Annotated in this window: 18 protein-coding genes; 8 read left to right on the forward strand and 10 right to left on the reverse strand. The window is 68.7% G+C overall.

Annotated features, from left to right (window positions below; all coding sequences use genetic code 11):
- Positions 1-121: 121 nt before the first annotated feature.
- Together HWD99_RS01380 and thrC are read left to right on the forward strand one after the other, a co-directional pair.
- The gene (locus HWD99_RS01380) at positions 122-616 is read left to right on the forward strand and encodes a methylated-DNA--[protein]-cysteine S-methyltransferase (RefSeq protein WP_241794449.1); all 495 of its coding nucleotides are present in this window, start codon (positions 122-124) and stop codon (positions 614-616) included.
- Positions 617-706: 90 nt separating this feature from the next.
- Positions 707-2,110, forward strand: coding sequence for a threonine synthase (gene thrC / locus HWD99_RS01385; RefSeq protein ID WP_241794450.1), 1,404 nt, complete (start codon positions 707-709; stop codon positions 2,108-2,110).
- Positions 2,111-2,142: 32 nt separating this feature from the next.
- Here thrC and HWD99_RS01390 read toward each other — a convergent pair whose 3' ends face one another.
- The 4 genes from HWD99_RS01390 to HWD99_RS01405 all read right to left on the reverse strand — a co-directional run bounded on the left by HWD99_RS01390 (position 2,143) and on the right by HWD99_RS01405 (position 4,446).
- Positions 2,143-2,553 (reverse strand): VOC family protein, encoded by a 411-nt coding sequence (locus HWD99_RS01390; protein ID WP_241794451.1) that lies wholly within the window; start codon positions 2,551-2,553, stop codon positions 2,143-2,145.
- Between the two features lie 114 nt (positions 2,554-2,667).
- Positions 2,668-2,934 carry a thioredoxin family protein gene (locus HWD99_RS01395; protein ID WP_241794452.1) on the reverse strand — a complete coding sequence of 89 codons (267 nt, stop codon included), beginning with the start codon at positions 2,932-2,934 and terminating at the stop codon, positions 2,668-2,670.
- A gap of 62 nt (positions 2,935-2,996) precedes the next feature.
- Positions 2,997-3,395 (reverse strand): DUF1801 domain-containing protein, encoded by a 399-nt coding sequence (locus HWD99_RS01400; protein ID WP_241794453.1) that lies wholly within the window; start codon positions 3,393-3,395, stop codon positions 2,997-2,999.
- Between the two features lie 40 nt (positions 3,396-3,435).
- Positions 3,436-4,446, reverse strand: a complete 1,011-nt coding sequence (locus HWD99_RS01405) for an FUSC family protein (RefSeq protein ID WP_241794454.1) — start codon at positions 4,444-4,446, stop codon at positions 3,436-3,438.
- Positions 4,447-4,514: 68 nt separating this feature from the next.
- Here HWD99_RS01405 and HWD99_RS01410 point away from each other — a divergent pair, with 68 nt between their 5' ends.
- Complete coding sequence (locus HWD99_RS01410; RefSeq protein ID WP_241794455.1) at positions 4,515-5,858, forward strand: M20/M25/M40 family metallo-hydrolase; 1,344 nt, start codon at positions 4,515-4,517, stop codon at positions 5,856-5,858.
- Positions 5,859-5,915: 57 nt separating this feature from the next.
- A complete protein-coding gene (locus HWD99_RS01415) occupies positions 5,916-7,370 on the forward strand; it encodes an MFS transporter (protein ID WP_241794456.1) in 1,455 nt (484 codons plus the stop codon).
- 2 nt (positions 7,371-7,372) lie between these two features.
- On the opposite strand, the gene HWD99_RS01420 is transcribed toward HWD99_RS01415, so the two are convergent.
- The 3 genes from HWD99_RS01420 to HWD99_RS01430 all read right to left on the reverse strand — a co-directional run bounded on the left by HWD99_RS01420 (position 7,373) and on the right by HWD99_RS01430 (position 9,000).
- Positions 7,373-7,651 (reverse strand): hypothetical protein, encoded by a 279-nt coding sequence (locus HWD99_RS01420; RefSeq protein WP_241794457.1) that lies wholly within the window; start codon positions 7,649-7,651, stop codon positions 7,373-7,375.
- A 135-nt stretch (positions 7,652-7,786) separates the two neighbouring features.
- The gene (locus HWD99_RS01425) at positions 7,787-8,191 is read right to left on the reverse strand and encodes a VOC family protein (protein WP_241794458.1); all 405 of its coding nucleotides are present in this window, start codon (positions 8,189-8,191) and stop codon (positions 7,787-7,789) included.
- A gap of 41 nt (positions 8,192-8,232) precedes the next feature.
- Positions 8,233-9,000 (reverse strand): siderophore-interacting protein, encoded by a 768-nt coding sequence (locus HWD99_RS01430; protein ID WP_241794459.1) that lies wholly within the window; start codon positions 8,998-9,000, stop codon positions 8,233-8,235.
- Positions 9,001-9,103: 103 nt separating this feature from the next.
- Here HWD99_RS01430 and HWD99_RS01435 point away from each other — a divergent pair, with 103 nt between their 5' ends.
- The 4 genes from HWD99_RS01435 to HWD99_RS01450 are packed head-to-tail and all read left to right on the forward strand — an operon-like array spanning position 9,104 to position 12,926.
- Positions 9,104-10,096 (forward strand): siderophore ABC transporter substrate-binding protein, encoded by a 993-nt coding sequence (locus HWD99_RS01435; RefSeq protein ID WP_241794460.1) that lies wholly within the window; start codon positions 9,104-9,106, stop codon positions 10,094-10,096.
- Positions 10,097-10,151: 55 nt separating this feature from the next.
- A complete protein-coding gene (locus tag HWD99_RS01440; RefSeq protein ID WP_241794792.1) occupies positions 10,152-11,156 on the forward strand; it encodes an iron chelate uptake ABC transporter family permease subunit in 1,005 nt (334 codons plus the stop codon).
- Complete coding sequence (locus HWD99_RS01445) at positions 11,149-12,174, forward strand: iron chelate uptake ABC transporter family permease subunit (RefSeq protein ID WP_241794461.1); 1,026 nt, start codon at positions 11,149-11,151, stop codon at positions 12,172-12,174. Before HWD99_RS01440 ends, HWD99_RS01445 begins: the two co-directional genes overlap by 8 nt.
- Positions 12,171-12,926, forward strand: a complete 756-nt coding sequence (locus HWD99_RS01450) for an ABC transporter ATP-binding protein (protein WP_241794462.1) — start codon at positions 12,171-12,173, stop codon at positions 12,924-12,926. The genes HWD99_RS01445 and HWD99_RS01450 overlap by 4 nt, the downstream gene beginning before the upstream one ends.
- 36 nt (positions 12,927-12,962) lie before the next feature.
- On the opposite strand, the gene HWD99_RS01455 is transcribed toward HWD99_RS01450, so the two are convergent.
- From HWD99_RS01455 to HWD99_RS01465, 3 genes are read right to left on the reverse strand one after another with little or no spacing between them, the layout of a single operon-like run.
- Entirely contained in the window at positions 12,963-13,160 is a 198-nt protein-coding gene (locus HWD99_RS01455; RefSeq protein ID WP_241794463.1) for a hypothetical protein, read from the reverse strand.
- A gap of 36 nt (positions 13,161-13,196) precedes the next feature.
- A complete protein-coding gene (locus tag HWD99_RS01460) occupies positions 13,197-14,156 on the reverse strand; it encodes a DNA-3-methyladenine glycosylase (protein ID WP_374205440.1) in 960 nt (319 codons plus the stop codon).
- 34 nt (positions 14,157-14,190) lie between these two features.
- Positions 14,191-14,892 (reverse strand): winged helix-turn-helix domain-containing protein, encoded by a 702-nt coding sequence (locus HWD99_RS01465; RefSeq protein WP_241794464.1) that lies wholly within the window; start codon positions 14,890-14,892, stop codon positions 14,191-14,193.
- Positions 14,893-15,221 lie beyond the last annotated feature (329 nt).

Here is a 15,221-nt window from a genome sequence, read left to right on the forward strand (position 1 = left end):
TCCTGATTCTGTTGATGGCTCCACGGTAAGAGCTGAGAACCGGATGCGGAATACCATTGCCTCCCCGCGTCAAAGGCGCTAGGTCGAGAACGGCGGCGTCCCCGCGCGATAGCCTCTGGCCATGCCCTCGTTCGGAACCGCGCGCTCTCCCCTCGGAGAGATCGGCGTCGTCAGCGACGGAACGGCGATCCTGCGGGTCGCGTGGCTGGCGGATCCTCCCGCGGGGACGGATGCCGGGCCGGACCCGCTGCTGACCGAAGCCCTCCGCCAGCTGACCGCATACTTCGGCGGGACGTTGCGGGATTTCGACCTGCCGGTCGACCTCGGTCGTCAATCCGACACCACCCGCACGGTGCTGACGGCGCTGCACGAGACGGTCGGGCACGGAGACACGGTGACGTACGGCGGCCTCGCACGCCGCAGTGGCACGGATGTCCCGGCGCGGGGGATCGGCGCGATCATGGGAGCGAATCCTGTTCCGATCATCGTGCCGTGTCATCGGGTCGTCGCGGGAGACGGGCTCGGCGGATACTCCGGAGGCATGCCCGGTCAGGGGCTCGCGGCCAAGCGGTGGCTGCTCGAGCACGAGGGTGCGCTGCCCGCATCCCTGTTCTGACCGCGGGGGAGTCGGCGCTTCGCGTGAAATCAGCTCCCGGCCACCTGCGACAATGGAAGTCCCGTGCCGATTCCGATCTGAGGAGCCACCGTGCAGTACATCTCGACCCGAGGCGGCATGCAGCCGCTGCCGTACTGCGAGACGCTGCTCGAGGGCCTCGCGCCCGACGGTGGACTGGCCGTTCCCGAGACGATGCCGACGGTCGACGGCGAGACTCTCGAGCGCTGGCGTGCTCTGACGTATCCGCAGCTCGCGACCGAGGTGCTGGGGCTGTTCGCGACCGACATCCCGCGGGTCGACCTCGCACGCATGACGGCTGCCGCGTACGAGCCGTTCCCGGAGGCCGTCGTGCCGCTCCGGTCGATCGGCGACGACCTCACACTCGTGGGGCTGTCGGAGGGGCCGACCCTCGCGTTCAAGGACATGGCCATGCAGTTCCTCGGTCAGGTCGTCGAGTACGCCCTGGAGCGCAAGGGGTCGGTGCTCAACATCCTCGGCGCGACGTCGGGTGACACCGGGTCGGCCGCCGAGCATGCGCTCCGCGGCAAGGACCGCATCTCGGTCTTCATGCTGTCGCCGAAGGGGCGCATGAGCGCGTTCCAGCGTGCGCAGATGTTCTCTCTCGACGACGAGAACGTGCACAACATCGTCGTCGACGGTGTGTTCGACGACTGCCAGAACCTCGTCAAGGCGCTCGCCGGAGATCTCGACTTCAAGCGCGCGCAGAACCTGGGCGCCGTCAACTCGATCAACCTCGCCCGCATCACCGCGCAGGTCGTCTACTACTTCTGGGCGTGGCTGCGTGCGACGGACGCCGGCGGCTGGACCGAGGTGTCGTTCACGGTGCCGTCGGGCAACTTCGGCAACATCCTCTCCGGCTTCTTCGCGAAGCAGATGGGGCTTCCGATCCGTCGCCTCGTGCTCGCCGCCAACGAGAACAACGTCCTCGACGAGTTCTTCCGCACCGGCGTCTACCGCCCGCGCAGCGCCGCCCAGACCCTCGCCACGTCGAGCCCGTCGATGGACATCTCGAAGGCGTCGAATCTGGAGCGCTTCATCTTCGAGCTGGTGGGCCGCGACGCCGCCCGCGTCGTGAGCGCCTGGCAGGACCTCGACACGCAGGGCCACTTCGACTTCACGGCCGATCTCGAGCGGTTCGTGGAGGAGTTCGGCATCGTGAGCGGAACCTCGACCCACGATGATCGTCTCGCGACCATCAAGGCCGTCTACGACTCGACCGGCGACATCATCGACCCGCACACCGCAGACGGCGTCAAGGTCGCCCGCGAGTACGTCGAGCCGGGCGTGCCCATGCTCGTGCTCGAGACCGCCAAGCCGCAGAAGTTCGCCGAGACGATCCGTGAGGCGATCGGCGTCGAGCTCGAGTACTCGGACGAGGTGCGCGAGATGCTCGACGCCCCGCAGCGCACGACCGAGATGGCCGACGACGAGAGCGAGCTCCGCGCCTTCATCGAGGCGCACGCCCTGCGCTGACATACGGCGCGGATGACGCGCCGCTCAGTGTGTCACTCGGGGTCACCGTGGAGCATCCAGGGCACGCCGAACCGGTCGACGAGCATCCCGAACGTCCCGCCCCAGGGTGGGGTGTCGAGAGGCATCGTGATCGCGGCGCCGTCCGCGAGCGCATCCCACACCTCCTGTGTCCGCTCCTGGGTGTTGCCGCTCAGCGAGACCGAGAACCCCTGCGGCGGTTCGAACGGGATGCCGTCGGGGGTGTCCGATGCCATCAGGACGAGGCCGTCGGTCGTCGTGAGCTGGGCGTGCATCACGAGGTGCTTCTGATCCGCATTCTGGATCATGTCGGGGAAGTCGCCGAACACGCTGATCTCGAGATCACCGCCGAGCACGCTCTGATAGAACTCCATAGCCTGCCGCGCCTCGGTGCGGAAGGAGAGGTAGGGGTTGAGATTCGCCATTGTGCTGCCCTCACTCATGAAGCGGAGTCGTCGTGACGCGGAGTCGTCGTCGACCCCGTCTGCACGCTCATTCTTCGCCGGGGGTCAGACATCCGCAAGGGCGTGCGCGGCTGCTCAGGCCGGCAGCGCCCTCACCGCGGCGGTGAGCACCTGGGGGACGGTCGGCACGCCCTCGGCGCGGAAGACCTGAGTGCCCGAGGCATCGCGGACGATCACGGTGGGGGTGAAGCGGATGTCGAGCGCCTCGGCCGCATCCGGCTCGCGCGCGACGTCGATCTCGGTGATCGTGGCGTCGGGGAGGTACTTCGCCGCCTCCGCCAGGACGGATCGGGTGCGCGCGCAGGCTCCGCAGAACGCGGACGTGACGAGCGTCAGTTCCATGGGTCTCCCTCTCGGTCCTCGGAGTGCAACCGGCGAGGCCTGACCGATGTTCCCGTCGGCGCTCAGAACTCGGTGCGCTTGACGAGCCCGCGGTTCGTGCGGATGTGCTCGTAATCCCACTGGATCCGCCGGGACTCGGCGAGCCAGTCGGCGAGGAGCGCGATGTCGACCTCCGCCGCGTCGAGGAATCGCGCCTCGGCAGCCTGGAAGGTCCCGGATGCGGCCAGGCCGTCGGCGGCGAACGACTGCCCGCTCCAGAACATCAGCCGCACGGCATCCTTCAGCCGGTGGTATCCGACGATCGGATTCCCGTCGAGGAACCACACCGGGTGCGCGTGCCACACCCTGCCCTCCGCGTCGGGGAGGACCCGTTCGATCTCGGCCGCGAGAACCTCGCAGATCGCGCGATCTTCGGGGGCGAGCCTGCGATGGTAGTCGTCGATCTCTGTCGCACGGGTCATGGTGCGAGTATGGCCCGCGCGGCGGCCGAGATCGAGGAGGTCAGCGGTCCTTCGCGCCGGGGCGTGGGTGGAGAACCCCGGACGCGGCTCCGAGAGCGGCCCCGGCCACGGTGTCGACGATGCGCTCGAGCGCGACGTCCATCGATCCGATCTCCCCGGTCGCCGCCCCCGTGAGCAGCAGGACGAGAGGGGTGATGAACACGAGTGCCAGGGCGTAGTGGCGCACGACGACCAGTTCGATCGTGAACTGCAGTGCGCCCAGCAGCAGTGCGAGCCACAGCCCGGCGGGATGCAGCAGTGCGAGCAGCGCATACACGCCGGCTCCGACGACGGTGCCGAGCATCCGGTGCAGCCCACGCTCCACGGCGGCACGACGCGAGGCGGCGACGCCGATCACGGCGACGGCCGATCCCACGACCCAGTACGTGCGCACGGGGTCGATCACCAGGCCCAGAAGCACACCGAGCACCGCGACGATCGCCACCCGGATGAGCAGCATGCGCGAGTCGGGGGTGAAGGTCGGTCCGGGCAGCAGCTCTTTCAGGGGCCGGGCTGCGACGGCGCGCGTGCGGCGGCGCAGCAGAGGCGACACGGCGACCAGGTAGGAGAACAGGCAGCCCGCGGCGAGGGCCGCGAGATAGAGGAGCGGCGCGATCGGCGAACTGGCGATCACGTGGGCGGAGAGCCCGAAGACGAGGACGAAGAACAGCGGGCCCGGCGGACCGAGTCGGAACCCGAACGAGAGCGCTGCGCTGACGATCGCGACCACCACGACGCCGATGCTGACGAGCACGGCATTCGCCGAGAGGGCTGCTCCCAGAGCGGCGCTGAGCAGGAGACCCGCGGCCACGAGCGGGAGGATCCTCGCCCGGTCGACGACGGCGGCCCTGCCCGCGAACAGGACGGTGAAAGCTCCGGATGCCGCGATGTAGCCCAGCGACGGCTGGCCGAGCAGCGTCATGACCGCGATCGGCGCGGCGATGCCCAGGGCGGCCTGGGTCGCGAGGTGCCATCGCGGCCCGGGGGAGGGGGCGAAGGCGAACAGGCTCATTCCTCCATTCTCTCGCGGCTCGGGCCGCCCGCGAGACGTCGTGTGCGCCGCGTGACGCCGACGATACGATGGCCGACGTGACCGCACCGCGCCCCGGAATCGCTGAACGCCTCTCGCAGATGATCCAGCTGCCGACGGTGTCGGCCGAGCTCGAGGAGCGGGGCGCTGCGCCGTTCGACGACTTCGTCGCGCTGCTCGCCGAGCTCTATCCGCTCGTCCACGAGAAGCTCGCTCTCGAGCGTCACACCGACTTCGGTCTTCTGCTCCGCTGGCCCGGCCGAGGTGGGGCATCCGATGCCCCCCTCGTGCTGATGGCGCACTACGACGTGGTCCCCGTCGACGAGAGCGATGCGTGGACGCACCCGCCCTTCGCGGGGGTCATCGCCGACGGCGTCGTCTTCGGACGTGGAGCGCTCGACGACAAGGGGCCCCTGATCGTCGTACTCGAGGCGGTCGAGAACCTCCTCGCCGAGGGGTTCGTTCCGGCCCGCGACGTCTATCTCTCCTTCGGGGGCAACGAAGAGACCTATGGCCGCGCGGCTGAGGAGATCGCGCGCGTGCTGCGCGACCGGGGCATCGTGCCGTGGCTCGTCGTCGACGAGGGCGGGGCCGTGGTCGACGCGCCGCTGCCCTTCGTGCCCGGACGTGCCGCCATGATCGGCGTGGGCGAGAAGGGCGTCATGACCCTCACCCTGTCGGCGCGCGGCGAGGGCGGCCATGCCTCGGCGCCGCCTGCGCTCACCGCCGTCCGTCGGGTGGCGCGCGCCGTCGACCGGCTCGGACCTTCGACGTTCCGCCCGCGACCCTCCCGGGCGATCGGACGGATGCTGTCGCAGCTCGGCGCGCAGACACCGGGACCCGCCGGGCACCTGCTCCGCCTGCTCGGGGCCGCGCCGTGGCTCACGGGGCGGGTGTTCGCCGCGCTCGGCGGCGAGCCTGCGGCTCTCGTGCGCACGACCGTGGCGCCCACGATGCAGTCGGGCGGCACCGCGGCCAACGTCCTCCCGTCTCAGGCGTCCGCGACCGTCAACCTGCGGATCGCTCTGGGAGAGACGACGCAGCAGACCGTGATGCGGGTGCGTCGCCGCATCCGCGACCCGCTCATCACCGTGACGGTCGAGGAGGCGAGCGAGCCCTCGCCCGAATCCGCGACCGACAACGACCAGTTCGCGCTGCTCGCGGAGGCGCTCGCGGTGTCGCATCCGGGTGTTCCGGCGGTGCCGTACGTGATGATGGCGGCGACGGACTCCCGGCACTTCCACCGGTTCGCCCCTGCCGTGTACCGCTTCGCGCCGCTGGACATGTCGAACGCGCAGCGGGCGTCGATCCACGGCGTGGACGAGAACGTCGAGATCGCCGCCCTCGAGCGAGGAGAGCGGTTCCACCGCGCCCTCATCGAGCGGCTAGGGTGATCTCACCTTCCTCCGGGCGTCCGAGCGCCCGGATCCCCCTCTCATCGAGGAGTCGCGATGATGCGCAATCGGACTCTGGGCACCCTGGCGACGGTCGTCGGGTTCCTGGCCTTCGTCGAGTTCACGAGCGGTGTGCTGCAGGGCTACTACACGCCCATGCTCACCGACATCGCGCGGCACCTCGGCATCCACGACGCCGACGTCAACTGGCTCGAGGGCACGCAGCTCATGCTGTCGGCGCTCGTCGTGCCGGCGTTCGCGAAGCTCGGCGACATGGTCGGCCACAAGCGGATGCTCCTGATCTCGACCGCCCTGACCGCCGCGGCGGCTCTCGTCCTGCCGTTCACGGACTCGTTCGCGGTCTTCCTCATCGGGTGGACGCTGATGGGCTTCTATGTCGTCTGGCTGCCCCTGGAGATCGCTCTCATCTGGTCGCGGTCGCGGCGCATGGAGGGGCGCTCGTCGATCACGGCGAAGGCCGCCGGGCTTCTGGTCGCGGCGCTCGAGGGCGGGGCCATCATCGGGGCTCTCGTCGGCGGCGCGCTCATCGACGTCCTTCCCCTGACTGTCGTGCTCCTGATCCCCGCCGTATTGATCGTCGTCTGCTTCTTCGTCATCCTGTTCGGGGTGAAGGAGTCGCCCGACCCGACCGGCGGCGTGTTCGACACGGTCGGCGTCGTGCTCATCTCGATGGCGCTGATCTGCTTCACCGGGGGCCTCAGCCTGCTGCGTCTCGAGGGTGGGCTGGTCAACCCGTGGTCGTGGGCGGTCGTCATCCTCGGCGTTCTGCTGGTGGTCCCGTTCGTGCTGTGGGAGCTGCGCTGCGACGACCCGCTCATCGACGTGCGCATGTTCCGGTCGCCGGCTCTGGGGCCGGTGTTCCTCACCGCGGGCCTGTTCGGAGTGAGCGTCCTGGGGGCCCAGGCGCCGCTGTCGACGTTCGCGCGCACGGATCCCGGCGTGTACGGATACGGGCTCGGCACGACGGGGTTCGCGACGTCGCTGATCATCGGCCTGTACCTGATCGCCATGATCGCGGGTGCGCTCCTGTTCCCGGTGATCGCGCGCCTGCTCACCCCGCGCATCACCCTGATGGGCGCATCGCTGCTGGTGGGTGCGGGGTTCCTGTTGTTCCTGCCCTTCCACGACTCCTACCTGCAGGTCGTGACGAACATGGTCGTCGTCGGACTCGGATCGGGCGCCCTCGTGGCCGCGCTCCCGGCTGCGGCGGCCTCCGCGGCTCCCGCCACGCAGACGGGGGTCGCGACCGGACTCACCAACTCGGTCAAGACGGTGGGCGGGGCGATCGCCTCGTGCGTCTTCGGCATCGCGTTGCTGAACGGCGTGAGCGGCGCGGTCGAGGGCACGGCCGGATCCTTCGCCGGCTACATCACCGTGTGGGTGGTCTGCGGTGTCACCGCCCTCGTCGCGGCCGCGATCCTCGTGTTCGTCCCGAAAGAGGCGTTCACCGACCGGGCGGATGCCGAGGCTGTCGCCGCCCCGATCGTCTGAGGTCAGTCGCGGTCGAGGCCGAAGGAGCGCTTGACCACGGCCTGCATGTCGCGGTCGAGCCCGTCGATGCGCGTGTTCACGGTGTCGAAGCGGGCGTTCATCTCGTTGCGGAGTCCGCCGATCTGGGCATTCATCTCCCCGCGGAGTCCGCCGATCTCTCCGCGGAGTCCGCTGATCTCGGCCCGGACGACGCGGATGAAGAGCGTCGAGACGATGGTCAGCATGCCGAACATGAGCGCGGTGAACGAGCCGATCATCGTCCAGATCTGAGCGTCGTTCATGAGGTGCACCGTGTCATCCTCCCATCGTTCCCGACGGCGTATCCCGATCGGCGTCGCTGTATACCGTCATCCCATCGCGCGGGGAGAACTCGTGGCGAGCGCATGGGCGTGCAGAGGAGATCCGGCGCGAAACGATCAGGAGGTTCGAGGAGGGTTGTGCATGAACTCGACCCGGATTCCGCCGGCATCCTCGACGAACGAGGCGTAGTAGTTCTCACTGAACCGCTCGTAGATCTGGGGTTCGCGCACCACGGTCCACCCTGCGGCGACGGCGACCGCGTGCAGCCGGTCGACGTCGTCACGCGAGTCCACGGCGAACGCGAGATGCTGCCATCCGACGCGTCCGTGCACGTGCGGGCCGCTCGCCTCGTCGCGCGGGGCGAAGATGATCAGCTCGGTCTCCTCGCCGTGGTGCCATGAGATCGAGTGATCGTCTTCCGACCCGCTCTCGTATCCGAGTGCCGCGAGCACAGGGTGGAACTGCGCCCGTCCGGTCTCGAGGTCGTCGACGGTGATGCCCAGGTGATCGAGGAGAGCCATGCACCCAGTCTTGCAGGCCGGCGTCCGACGCCCCGGAGGACTCAGTGCGGCGCGTGGTACTCGGCTTCGCCCCGCTTCCAATAGCCCTTCACCACGGCGCGCGCCGAGTCGATGCCCCACCGTTCCAGCAGTGCGCGTCCGTGCCGGACGATCGACTGCTCGGCCGCGATGAAGACGAACGGGTCGACGCCGATCATGTCGGCGGCGGTCTGCTCTTCGAGGAACCCGATCAGCGCCGAGCCCGAGGGAGCATCGCCCCGATGCAGCCACTCGATCTCGACAGGTGCGTCGATGTCGACCTCCCGCCCGGCCGAGACCGTCTCGATCACGATCCGAGCCCCGACGTCCGAGGGGATCAGCGCGGCGAAGCGCCTGATGGCGGGGATCGCCGTCTCGTCTCCGACCAGCAGCCAGGAGTCGGGGGCGCCGGCGATGACGGCCGACCCGCGCGGTCCACCGACTCCGATCACCGAGCCGAGGGGAGCGGTGGCCGCCCACGGCGCCGCGACGCCGGTGTCTCCGTGCACCGCGAATTCGACGTCGAGCCAGTCAGGTCCCCACGCGAGGGGCGTGTACTCGCGGCTCGGCGCCGCGCGCATCTCCTCGACCGAGCTCACGGGGCCGGTGGGGAAGAACAGGCGCATGTGGTCGTCGGATCCGGGAGAGTCGAACCCCTCGAGATCGCTGCCGGTGAGGCGCACGCGCACGAAGTCGGGAGCGAGCCACTCTCGGGCGCTCAGGGTGACGGTGCGGAAACGCAGATCGAGGCCGCGGCGCTCGATCGAGAAGCCGGATTTCGTATCGCTCATAAAGTAAGGCTAACCTATCTTGAGAGCGGAACTTAGGCATGCCTAAGTCGCTCGTCCTGCGCCACTCGTGCGCGTTTCCACACAGCAGAACAGGAGTCTCTCCATGTCCATGCCCAGAATCCTCACCGCCACGAGCGTCGGCGTCGTCGGCCTTGTCGCGCTCGCCGGGTGCTCCTCCCCAGCCGAGGCCGAACCGGAGCAGACGGAAGCAGCTGCATCATCCGTCACGATCGAGGACAACACGGGCGAGCACGAGATCGCGACCCCTCCCGCATCCGTCGTCGCTCTCGACAACCGCACCTTCCAGACCCTCTCCGACTGGGGGATCGAGCTCTCGGCGGGCGCTGTCGCACTCATGCCCGACACCGTGTCGTACCTCGACGACGACTCGATCGTCGACATCGGACTCCACAGTGAGCCGAACCTCGAGGCGATCGTCGCGGTCGAGCCCGACCTGATCATCAGCGGACAGCGATTCACCCAGCACAACCAGGCGATCGCCGACCTGGTGCCGGATGCCACGATCATCGACCTCGAGCCGCGCGACGGTGAGCCCTTCGACGCCGAGCTCAAGCGGCAGACCACGGTCCTCGGCGAGATCTTCGGCAAGCAGGACGAGGCGAAGGAGCTGGTCGACGCCTTCGACGAGGCGGTCGAGCGCGCGACGGCAGCCTACGACGACTCGGCCACCGTGATGGCCGTCAACACGTCGGGCGGCGAGATCGGCTATCTCGCTCCGACGGTCGGGCGCTCGCTCGGCCCGATCTACGACATCCTCGGCCTCACGCCCGCTCTCGAGGTCGACGACGCGTCCGACGATCACCAGGGCGATGACATCTCGGTCGAGGCGATCGCCGCCTCGAACCCCGACTGGCTCCTGGTGCTCGACCGCGACGCCGTCTTCGCGGCCGAGACGCCGGACTACGTACAGGCGTCCGAGATCCTCGTGAACTCCGAGGCGCTGGCCGGCGTCACCGCGATCGCCGACGAGCAGATCGTCTACATGCCCACCGACACGTACCTCAACGAGGGCATCCAGACCTACACGACGTTCCTCAACGACTTCGCCGACGCCCTCGAGGCCGCGCAGAAGTGACCACCGCGTGGCGGCATCCGATCCTCGATCGGATGCCGCCATCCGGCGTTCCGTCATGAACCACCTCGTCACCTCCGAGTCCGCCCGCTCGTTCGAGCCGCCCCGTTCCGCCGGGCGGCTCTTCGACGTGAAGCTGCTGATCGGCGTCGTCGTCGTCGTCGCGCTCCTCGTCCTCTCGCTCTTCACCGGGGTCTACGACATCGCCGGCGCCGCCGACGGCGCCGAGATGTTCCAGATCACCCGCATCCCGCGCACGATCGCCCTCGTGCTCGCCGGCGCGGCCATGGCCATGGCCGGTCTCGTGATGCAGCTGCTCACCCAGAACCGCTTCGTCGAGCCGACGACCACCGGCACCACCGAATGGGCAGGCCTCGGTCTGCTGACCGTGATGGTGCTGGTGCCGCAGCCGTCGATCCCGCTGCGCATGGCCGGCGCGATCGTCGCCGCATTCATCGGCACCATGGTGTTCTTCGCCTTCCTGCGTCGCGTCTCGCTCTCCTCATCGCTCATCGTGCCGATCGTCGGGATCATGCTCGGCGCGGTGGTGGGCGCGGTATCGACTTACTTCGCGCTCGCCACCGACTCGCTCCAGGCGATCGGCGTCTGGTTCGCGGGCAGCTTCACCTCGGTGCTCCGAGGACAGTATGAGATGCTCTGGATCGTCGCTGTGGTGGGCGTGATCGTCTTCCTCGTGGCCGACCGCCTGACGATCGCCGGTCTCGGCAAGGAGATCGCGACCAACGTCGGGGTGAACTACGACCGGATCATCCTGCTCGGCACCGCACTCATCGCGGTCACCACCGGCGTGGTCACCGTCGTGGTCGGCAACCTGCCGTTCCTGGGGCTGATCGTCCCCAACATCGTCTCGATGGTCCGCGGTGACGATCTGCGCAGCAACCTGCCCTGGGTCTGCCTGCTCGGAATCGCCATCGTCACCGTCTGCGACATCATCGGGCGCACGATCATCATGCCGTTCGAGGTGCCGGTGTCGCTGATCCTCGGCGTCGTCGGTGCCGTCGTGTTCATCCTCCTGCTCCTGAGGCAGCGCCGCCGTGGCTAGCGCGATCGCGGGTGGTGCCCGCACGTCCGGATCCTTCACGACGCCGCGCGCACGGCGCCGCTACCTCCTCGTGCTCGGCCTCCTCGTCGTGCTCTCGGTGGTCTTCGCGTTCGGGCTGCTGGCGTGGGACAACCCGATGCCCGTGGGGTCAGCCGGGTTCTGGCGCATCGCCCAGCACCGGGCCACCAGCGTGACCGTCATGGTGGTGGTCGCGATCGCACAGGCGACCGCGACCGTGAGTTTCCAGACCGTCACGAACAATCGCATCATCACTCCGTCGATCATGGGCTTCGAGTCGCTGTACCGGGTCGTGCAGACGAGCACCGTGTACCTCTTCGGGGTCGCGGGACTCGTCGCGATCCAGGGCGTCTGGCAGTTCGGTCTGCAGGTCGTGATCATGGTGGCTCTCGCGATGGCCCTGTACGGGTGGCTGCTGTCGGGTCGCTACGGCAACCTGCACATCATGCTCCTCGTCGGCATCATCATCGGCGGCGGACTCGGTGCGATCTCGACGTTCATGCAGCGACTGCTCACGCCCAGCGAGTTCGACGTGCTCGCCGCGCGGCTGTTCGGCAACGTGTCGAACGCCGACGCGTCATACCTGCCGCTGGCGATCCCGCTCTGTCTGGCCGCGTCGACGCTGCTCGTGATGCGCTCGCGCCGCCTCGACGTCATGGCCCTCGGGGCGGATGCCGCGCGCTCGCTCGGGCTCGACCACAAGCGGGAGCTCTTCGTCGTGCTGTTCCTCGTCGCGGTGCTCATGGCGACCTCGACCGCGCTCGTCGGTCCGATGACCTTCCTCGGGTTCCTCGTCGCGACCCTCGCCTATCAGTTCTCGGACACGCACGACCACCGGCTCATCTTCCCCGTGGCCGTGCTCACCGCGTTCACGATCCTGGCGGGGGCGTACTTCGTGATGAAGAACGTCTTCTACGCGCAGGGCATGGTGTCGATCCTCATCGAGCTCGTCGGCGGGATCGTGTTCCTCATCGTCATCCTCAGAAAGGGCAGGCTGTGATCGCACTCGACGGCGTCCGCCGTGACTACAGCAGCGAGGTCGCCATCGGCCCCGTCGATCTCGAGATCCCCGCAGGCGGGATCACGGCGCTGATCGGACCGAACGGCGCGGGCAAGTCGACCCTGCTCACCATGATCGGACGTCTCGGCGGCATGGACGCCGGGTCGATCGAGATCGCAGGTTACGACGTCGCCACGACCAGATCGAAGGACCTGGCGAAGATCGTCTCGGTGCTGCGGCAGGAGAACCACTTCGTCACGCGGCTCACCGTGCGGCAGCTCGTCGGTTTCGGACGCTTCCCGCACTCGCGGGGACGATTGACCGGGGCCGACGAGGAGATCGTGAGCCGCGCCATCGACTTCCTCGACCTCGGAGACCTCGAGGGACGCTACCTCGACGAGCTGTCGGGAGGTCAGCGTCAGCGCGCCTATGTCGCGATGGTGCTGGCACAGGACACCGAGTTCGTGCTGCTCGACGAGCCGCTCAACAACCTCGACATGAAGCATGCGGTGCAGATGATGCAGCACCTGCGCCGGGCCTCGGACGAGCTCGGTCGCACGATCGTCATCGTGCTGCACGACATCAACTTCGCGGGTCACTACGCCGATCACATCTGCGCCATGAAGGACGGTGAGGTGGTGGAGTTCGGATCACCTCGCGAGATCATGACCGACGAGGTCCTGACGCGGGTGTTCGACACACCGGTGCAGGTGCTCGATGGGCCGTCGGGGCCGCTCGCCGTCTACTACTGACGAGGTGCGCGGGGCGGCCCGATGCGCACGCCCGCGTCAGAGTTCGACGCCGTGGTCCTCATCGTTCACCCCGGCGTTGCGCCCGCGGCGGGATTCGTATCCGATGAACCAGCCGAGCCAGACGATGGCCGCGAGCAGGATGCCGAGCCAGACGTTCTGGAAGATCAGGCCGACCACGACACCGAGGATCAGGAGCCCACCGGTGACGGAGAAGCGGAGCGCGTTGCGGGACATGCGTTCAGCCTAGGGCTCCGGAGGCTTCGCGGGGGGTCAGCGATCGCGATGGTCCTCCGGTGACAGACGCGGGCCGCGACGCGCTTCGCTGATGCCGCTCGCGAAGATGAGCCGGATCACCCGCTGCCGATGCCCGGCCCACGGCGCGAGGAGCTCGAGCATCCCGTCGTCGTCGGTCCGATGGCCCGTGAGCACGTGGCCGACCTCGTGCGCCAGGTGGTAGTCGCCGACGCTGACGGCGTCGGGGTCGCCGAGTGCGCGGATGCGCGTCTCCGCCGAGGTCCAGAGGCCGATGCCCGGGAGGCTCGTCAGCACACGGTCCCGGTCGTCGCCGGTCTCCGCAGCGAGAAGGGCGCGAGAGACGCTCTCGCCTCGGGACGCCGTGCGGACGATCGTCTTCGACTGCGGAGGCTGCACGCCGGCGCGATGCCACTCCCACGAGGGGATGGCCCGCCACACCTCGGACGTCGGAGCGGTGTACATCGGTCGCGGCGTCGGGCCGGGAGCGCGCTCACCGTACTTCGTGACGAGCAGACGCCAGGCACGGAAGGCCTCGAGCCCGGTGACCTTCTGCTCGAGGATGGCGCAGGCGAGCGCATCGAAGACCTCGCCCGTCCTGGCGAGGCGGATGCCGGGCGTGCGCCTCGCGACCTCGGCGATGAGCGGATGGAGCGACGCGTCGAAGCCCTGCGGGTCGTCGTCGGCTCCGCACAGAGCGGGCAGCCGGTCGAGCGCGTCATCGGCGCCCGAACCCCACGCGGTCGCGTGTATCCCTCCGTCGGCCGCGCGGAGAGCGAGCGTCGCCGGTCCGCGGGGAGTGCGCAGCGCCCGCCAGATCACCGGGCCGTCGAAGAGCATCGTCGGATCTCCGGGCCCGCGGCGGAGCATGCCGACCGTGCGCCGAAGATCGAGCGGGTGCGCGGGGCGATAGACGGCTTCGCGCCTGCGGACGGACACCGGAGGGCCGTCGGCGGCGGCATCGGTCGTCAGAGTCACGCTCCCACGGTACGCCGCGGGTCTGACACCGAGCTCAGAAGCGGTCGGGCGACGGGGTGCCGTGACCGTAGCGGATGACGACGTCGGCATGGCGGTCGAACCGGTAGCCGATGCCGCGCACGGTGCGGACGATGTCCTCGTAGCGGCCGAGCTTGGCGCGGAGGCGACGCACGTGGACGTCGATCGTGCGCTCTCCGGGCGTCTCGTCGTCCTGGGCCTGCCACAGCGCGGAAACGAGCTCGCTGCGCTCGATCGTGCGCCCCTCGCGGAGCACGAGGTACTGCAGCAGTTCGAACTCCTTGTAGGTGAACGCGGCCGACTCGCCGTCGATGAGCACGCGCTTGCGCGAGATGTCGACGACGACGCCGCCCTCTTCGTCGACCGTCTCCTCCTCGGCAGCAGCCTTGGTGCGGGCGATCGCGCCGGGCTCCTGCAGGGCGAGCCGGACGACGTCGAGGTCGCGACCGCCTGAGCCGTGCGGTGCGAGCGCGACGGTCGCATGGGTCTCGGCGCCGGGGGCGAGCTCGGCGAGAGTGCGGCGGAGGGCGTCGACGAGCAGGGGGAGGCTCACGCCGGCTTCGGCGGCCTTGATCTCGTCGAGGCCGACGTAGAGCGCGAAGCCGCGCGGTGAGCGGACGGCGGGAAGATCTGCGGCGAGCGGCTCCTCATCGGATCGCGCGGGGGAGGTGCGCACGGCGGAGACGGAGGGACGCTCGAGAAGAGTGGTGTTCGACATGATGATGAAGTCCTCAGGACATGAGCCGGAGAGAGGCTCTGATGCGTTGCAGGAATGACCGGGCGAGCCGGAGAGCGAGCAGGGGTGGGTGCTCGGAGACCAGTTCCCGCAGATCGCGAGGGTCAGGTCAGACGGAGTGGCTGTTCGTTCAGCGACACATTCGGCAACACATGCCAACGCGACCGGGCATCATCATCCCGGCAGTCCTGTTCGCCTCCTGGGCGGACAAAGGGCTTGCGTTGGTAGTCATGGGGGGATTATGTCCCACGATGTCCGGGCGTGTCAAAACGACTATTCGTAAGGGATGTGGGCGTAACGTGGGGCGGGTG

The sequence above is a fragment of the Microbacterium sp. C5A9 genome (assembly GCF_022627955.1).
In the GTDB taxonomy this organism is placed as follows: Bacteria; Actinomycetota; Actinomycetes; order Actinomycetales; family Microbacteriaceae; genus Microbacterium.

Coding starts and splice junctions, on each gene's coding strand:
- HWD99_RS01380 (WP_241794449.1), top strand. CDS start 122: ATGCCCTCGTTCGGAACCGCGCGCTCTCCCCTCGGAGAGATCGGCGTC.
- HWD99_RS01390 (WP_241794451.1), bottom strand. CDS start 2,553: ATGGCGAATCTCAACCCCTACCTCTCCTTCCGCACCGAGGCGCGGCAG.
- HWD99_RS01395 (WP_241794452.1), bottom strand. CDS start 2,934: ATGGAACTGACGCTCGTCACGTCCGCGTTCTGCGGAGCCTGCGCGCGC.
- HWD99_RS01400 (WP_241794453.1), bottom strand. CDS start 3,395: ATGACCCGTGCGACAGAGATCGACGACTACCATCGCAGGCTCGCCCCC.
- HWD99_RS01405 (WP_241794454.1), bottom strand. CDS start 4,446: ATGAGCCTGTTCGCCTTCGCCCCCTCCCCCGGGCCGCGATGGCACCTC.
- HWD99_RS01410 (WP_241794455.1), top strand. CDS start 4,515: ATGGCCGACGTGACCGCACCGCGCCCCGGAATCGCTGAACGCCTCTCG.
- HWD99_RS01415 (WP_241794456.1), top strand. CDS start 5,916: ATGATGCGCAATCGGACTCTGGGCACCCTGGCGACGGTCGTCGGGTTC.
- HWD99_RS01420 (WP_241794457.1), bottom strand. CDS start 7,651: ATGAACGACGCTCAGATCTGGACGATGATCGGCTCGTTCACCGCGCTC.
- HWD99_RS01425 (WP_241794458.1), bottom strand. CDS start 8,191: ATGGCTCTCCTCGATCACCTGGGCATCACCGTCGACGACCTCGAGACC.
- HWD99_RS01430 (WP_241794459.1), bottom strand. CDS start 9,000: ATGAGCGATACGAAATCCGGCTTCTCGATCGAGCGCCGCGGCCTCGAT.
- HWD99_RS01435 (WP_241794460.1), top strand. CDS start 9,104: ATGTCCATGCCCAGAATCCTCACCGCCACGAGCGTCGGCGTCGTCGGC.
- HWD99_RS01440 (WP_241794792.1), top strand. CDS start 10,152: ATGAACCACCTCGTCACCTCCGAGTCCGCCCGCTCGTTCGAGCCGCCC.
- HWD99_RS01455 (WP_241794463.1), bottom strand. CDS start 13,160: ATGTCCCGCAACGCGCTCCGCTTCTCCGTCACCGGTGGGCTCCTGATC.
- HWD99_RS01465 (WP_241794464.1), bottom strand. CDS start 14,892: ATGTCGAACACCACTCTTCTCGAGCGTCCCTCCGTCTCCGCCGTGCGC.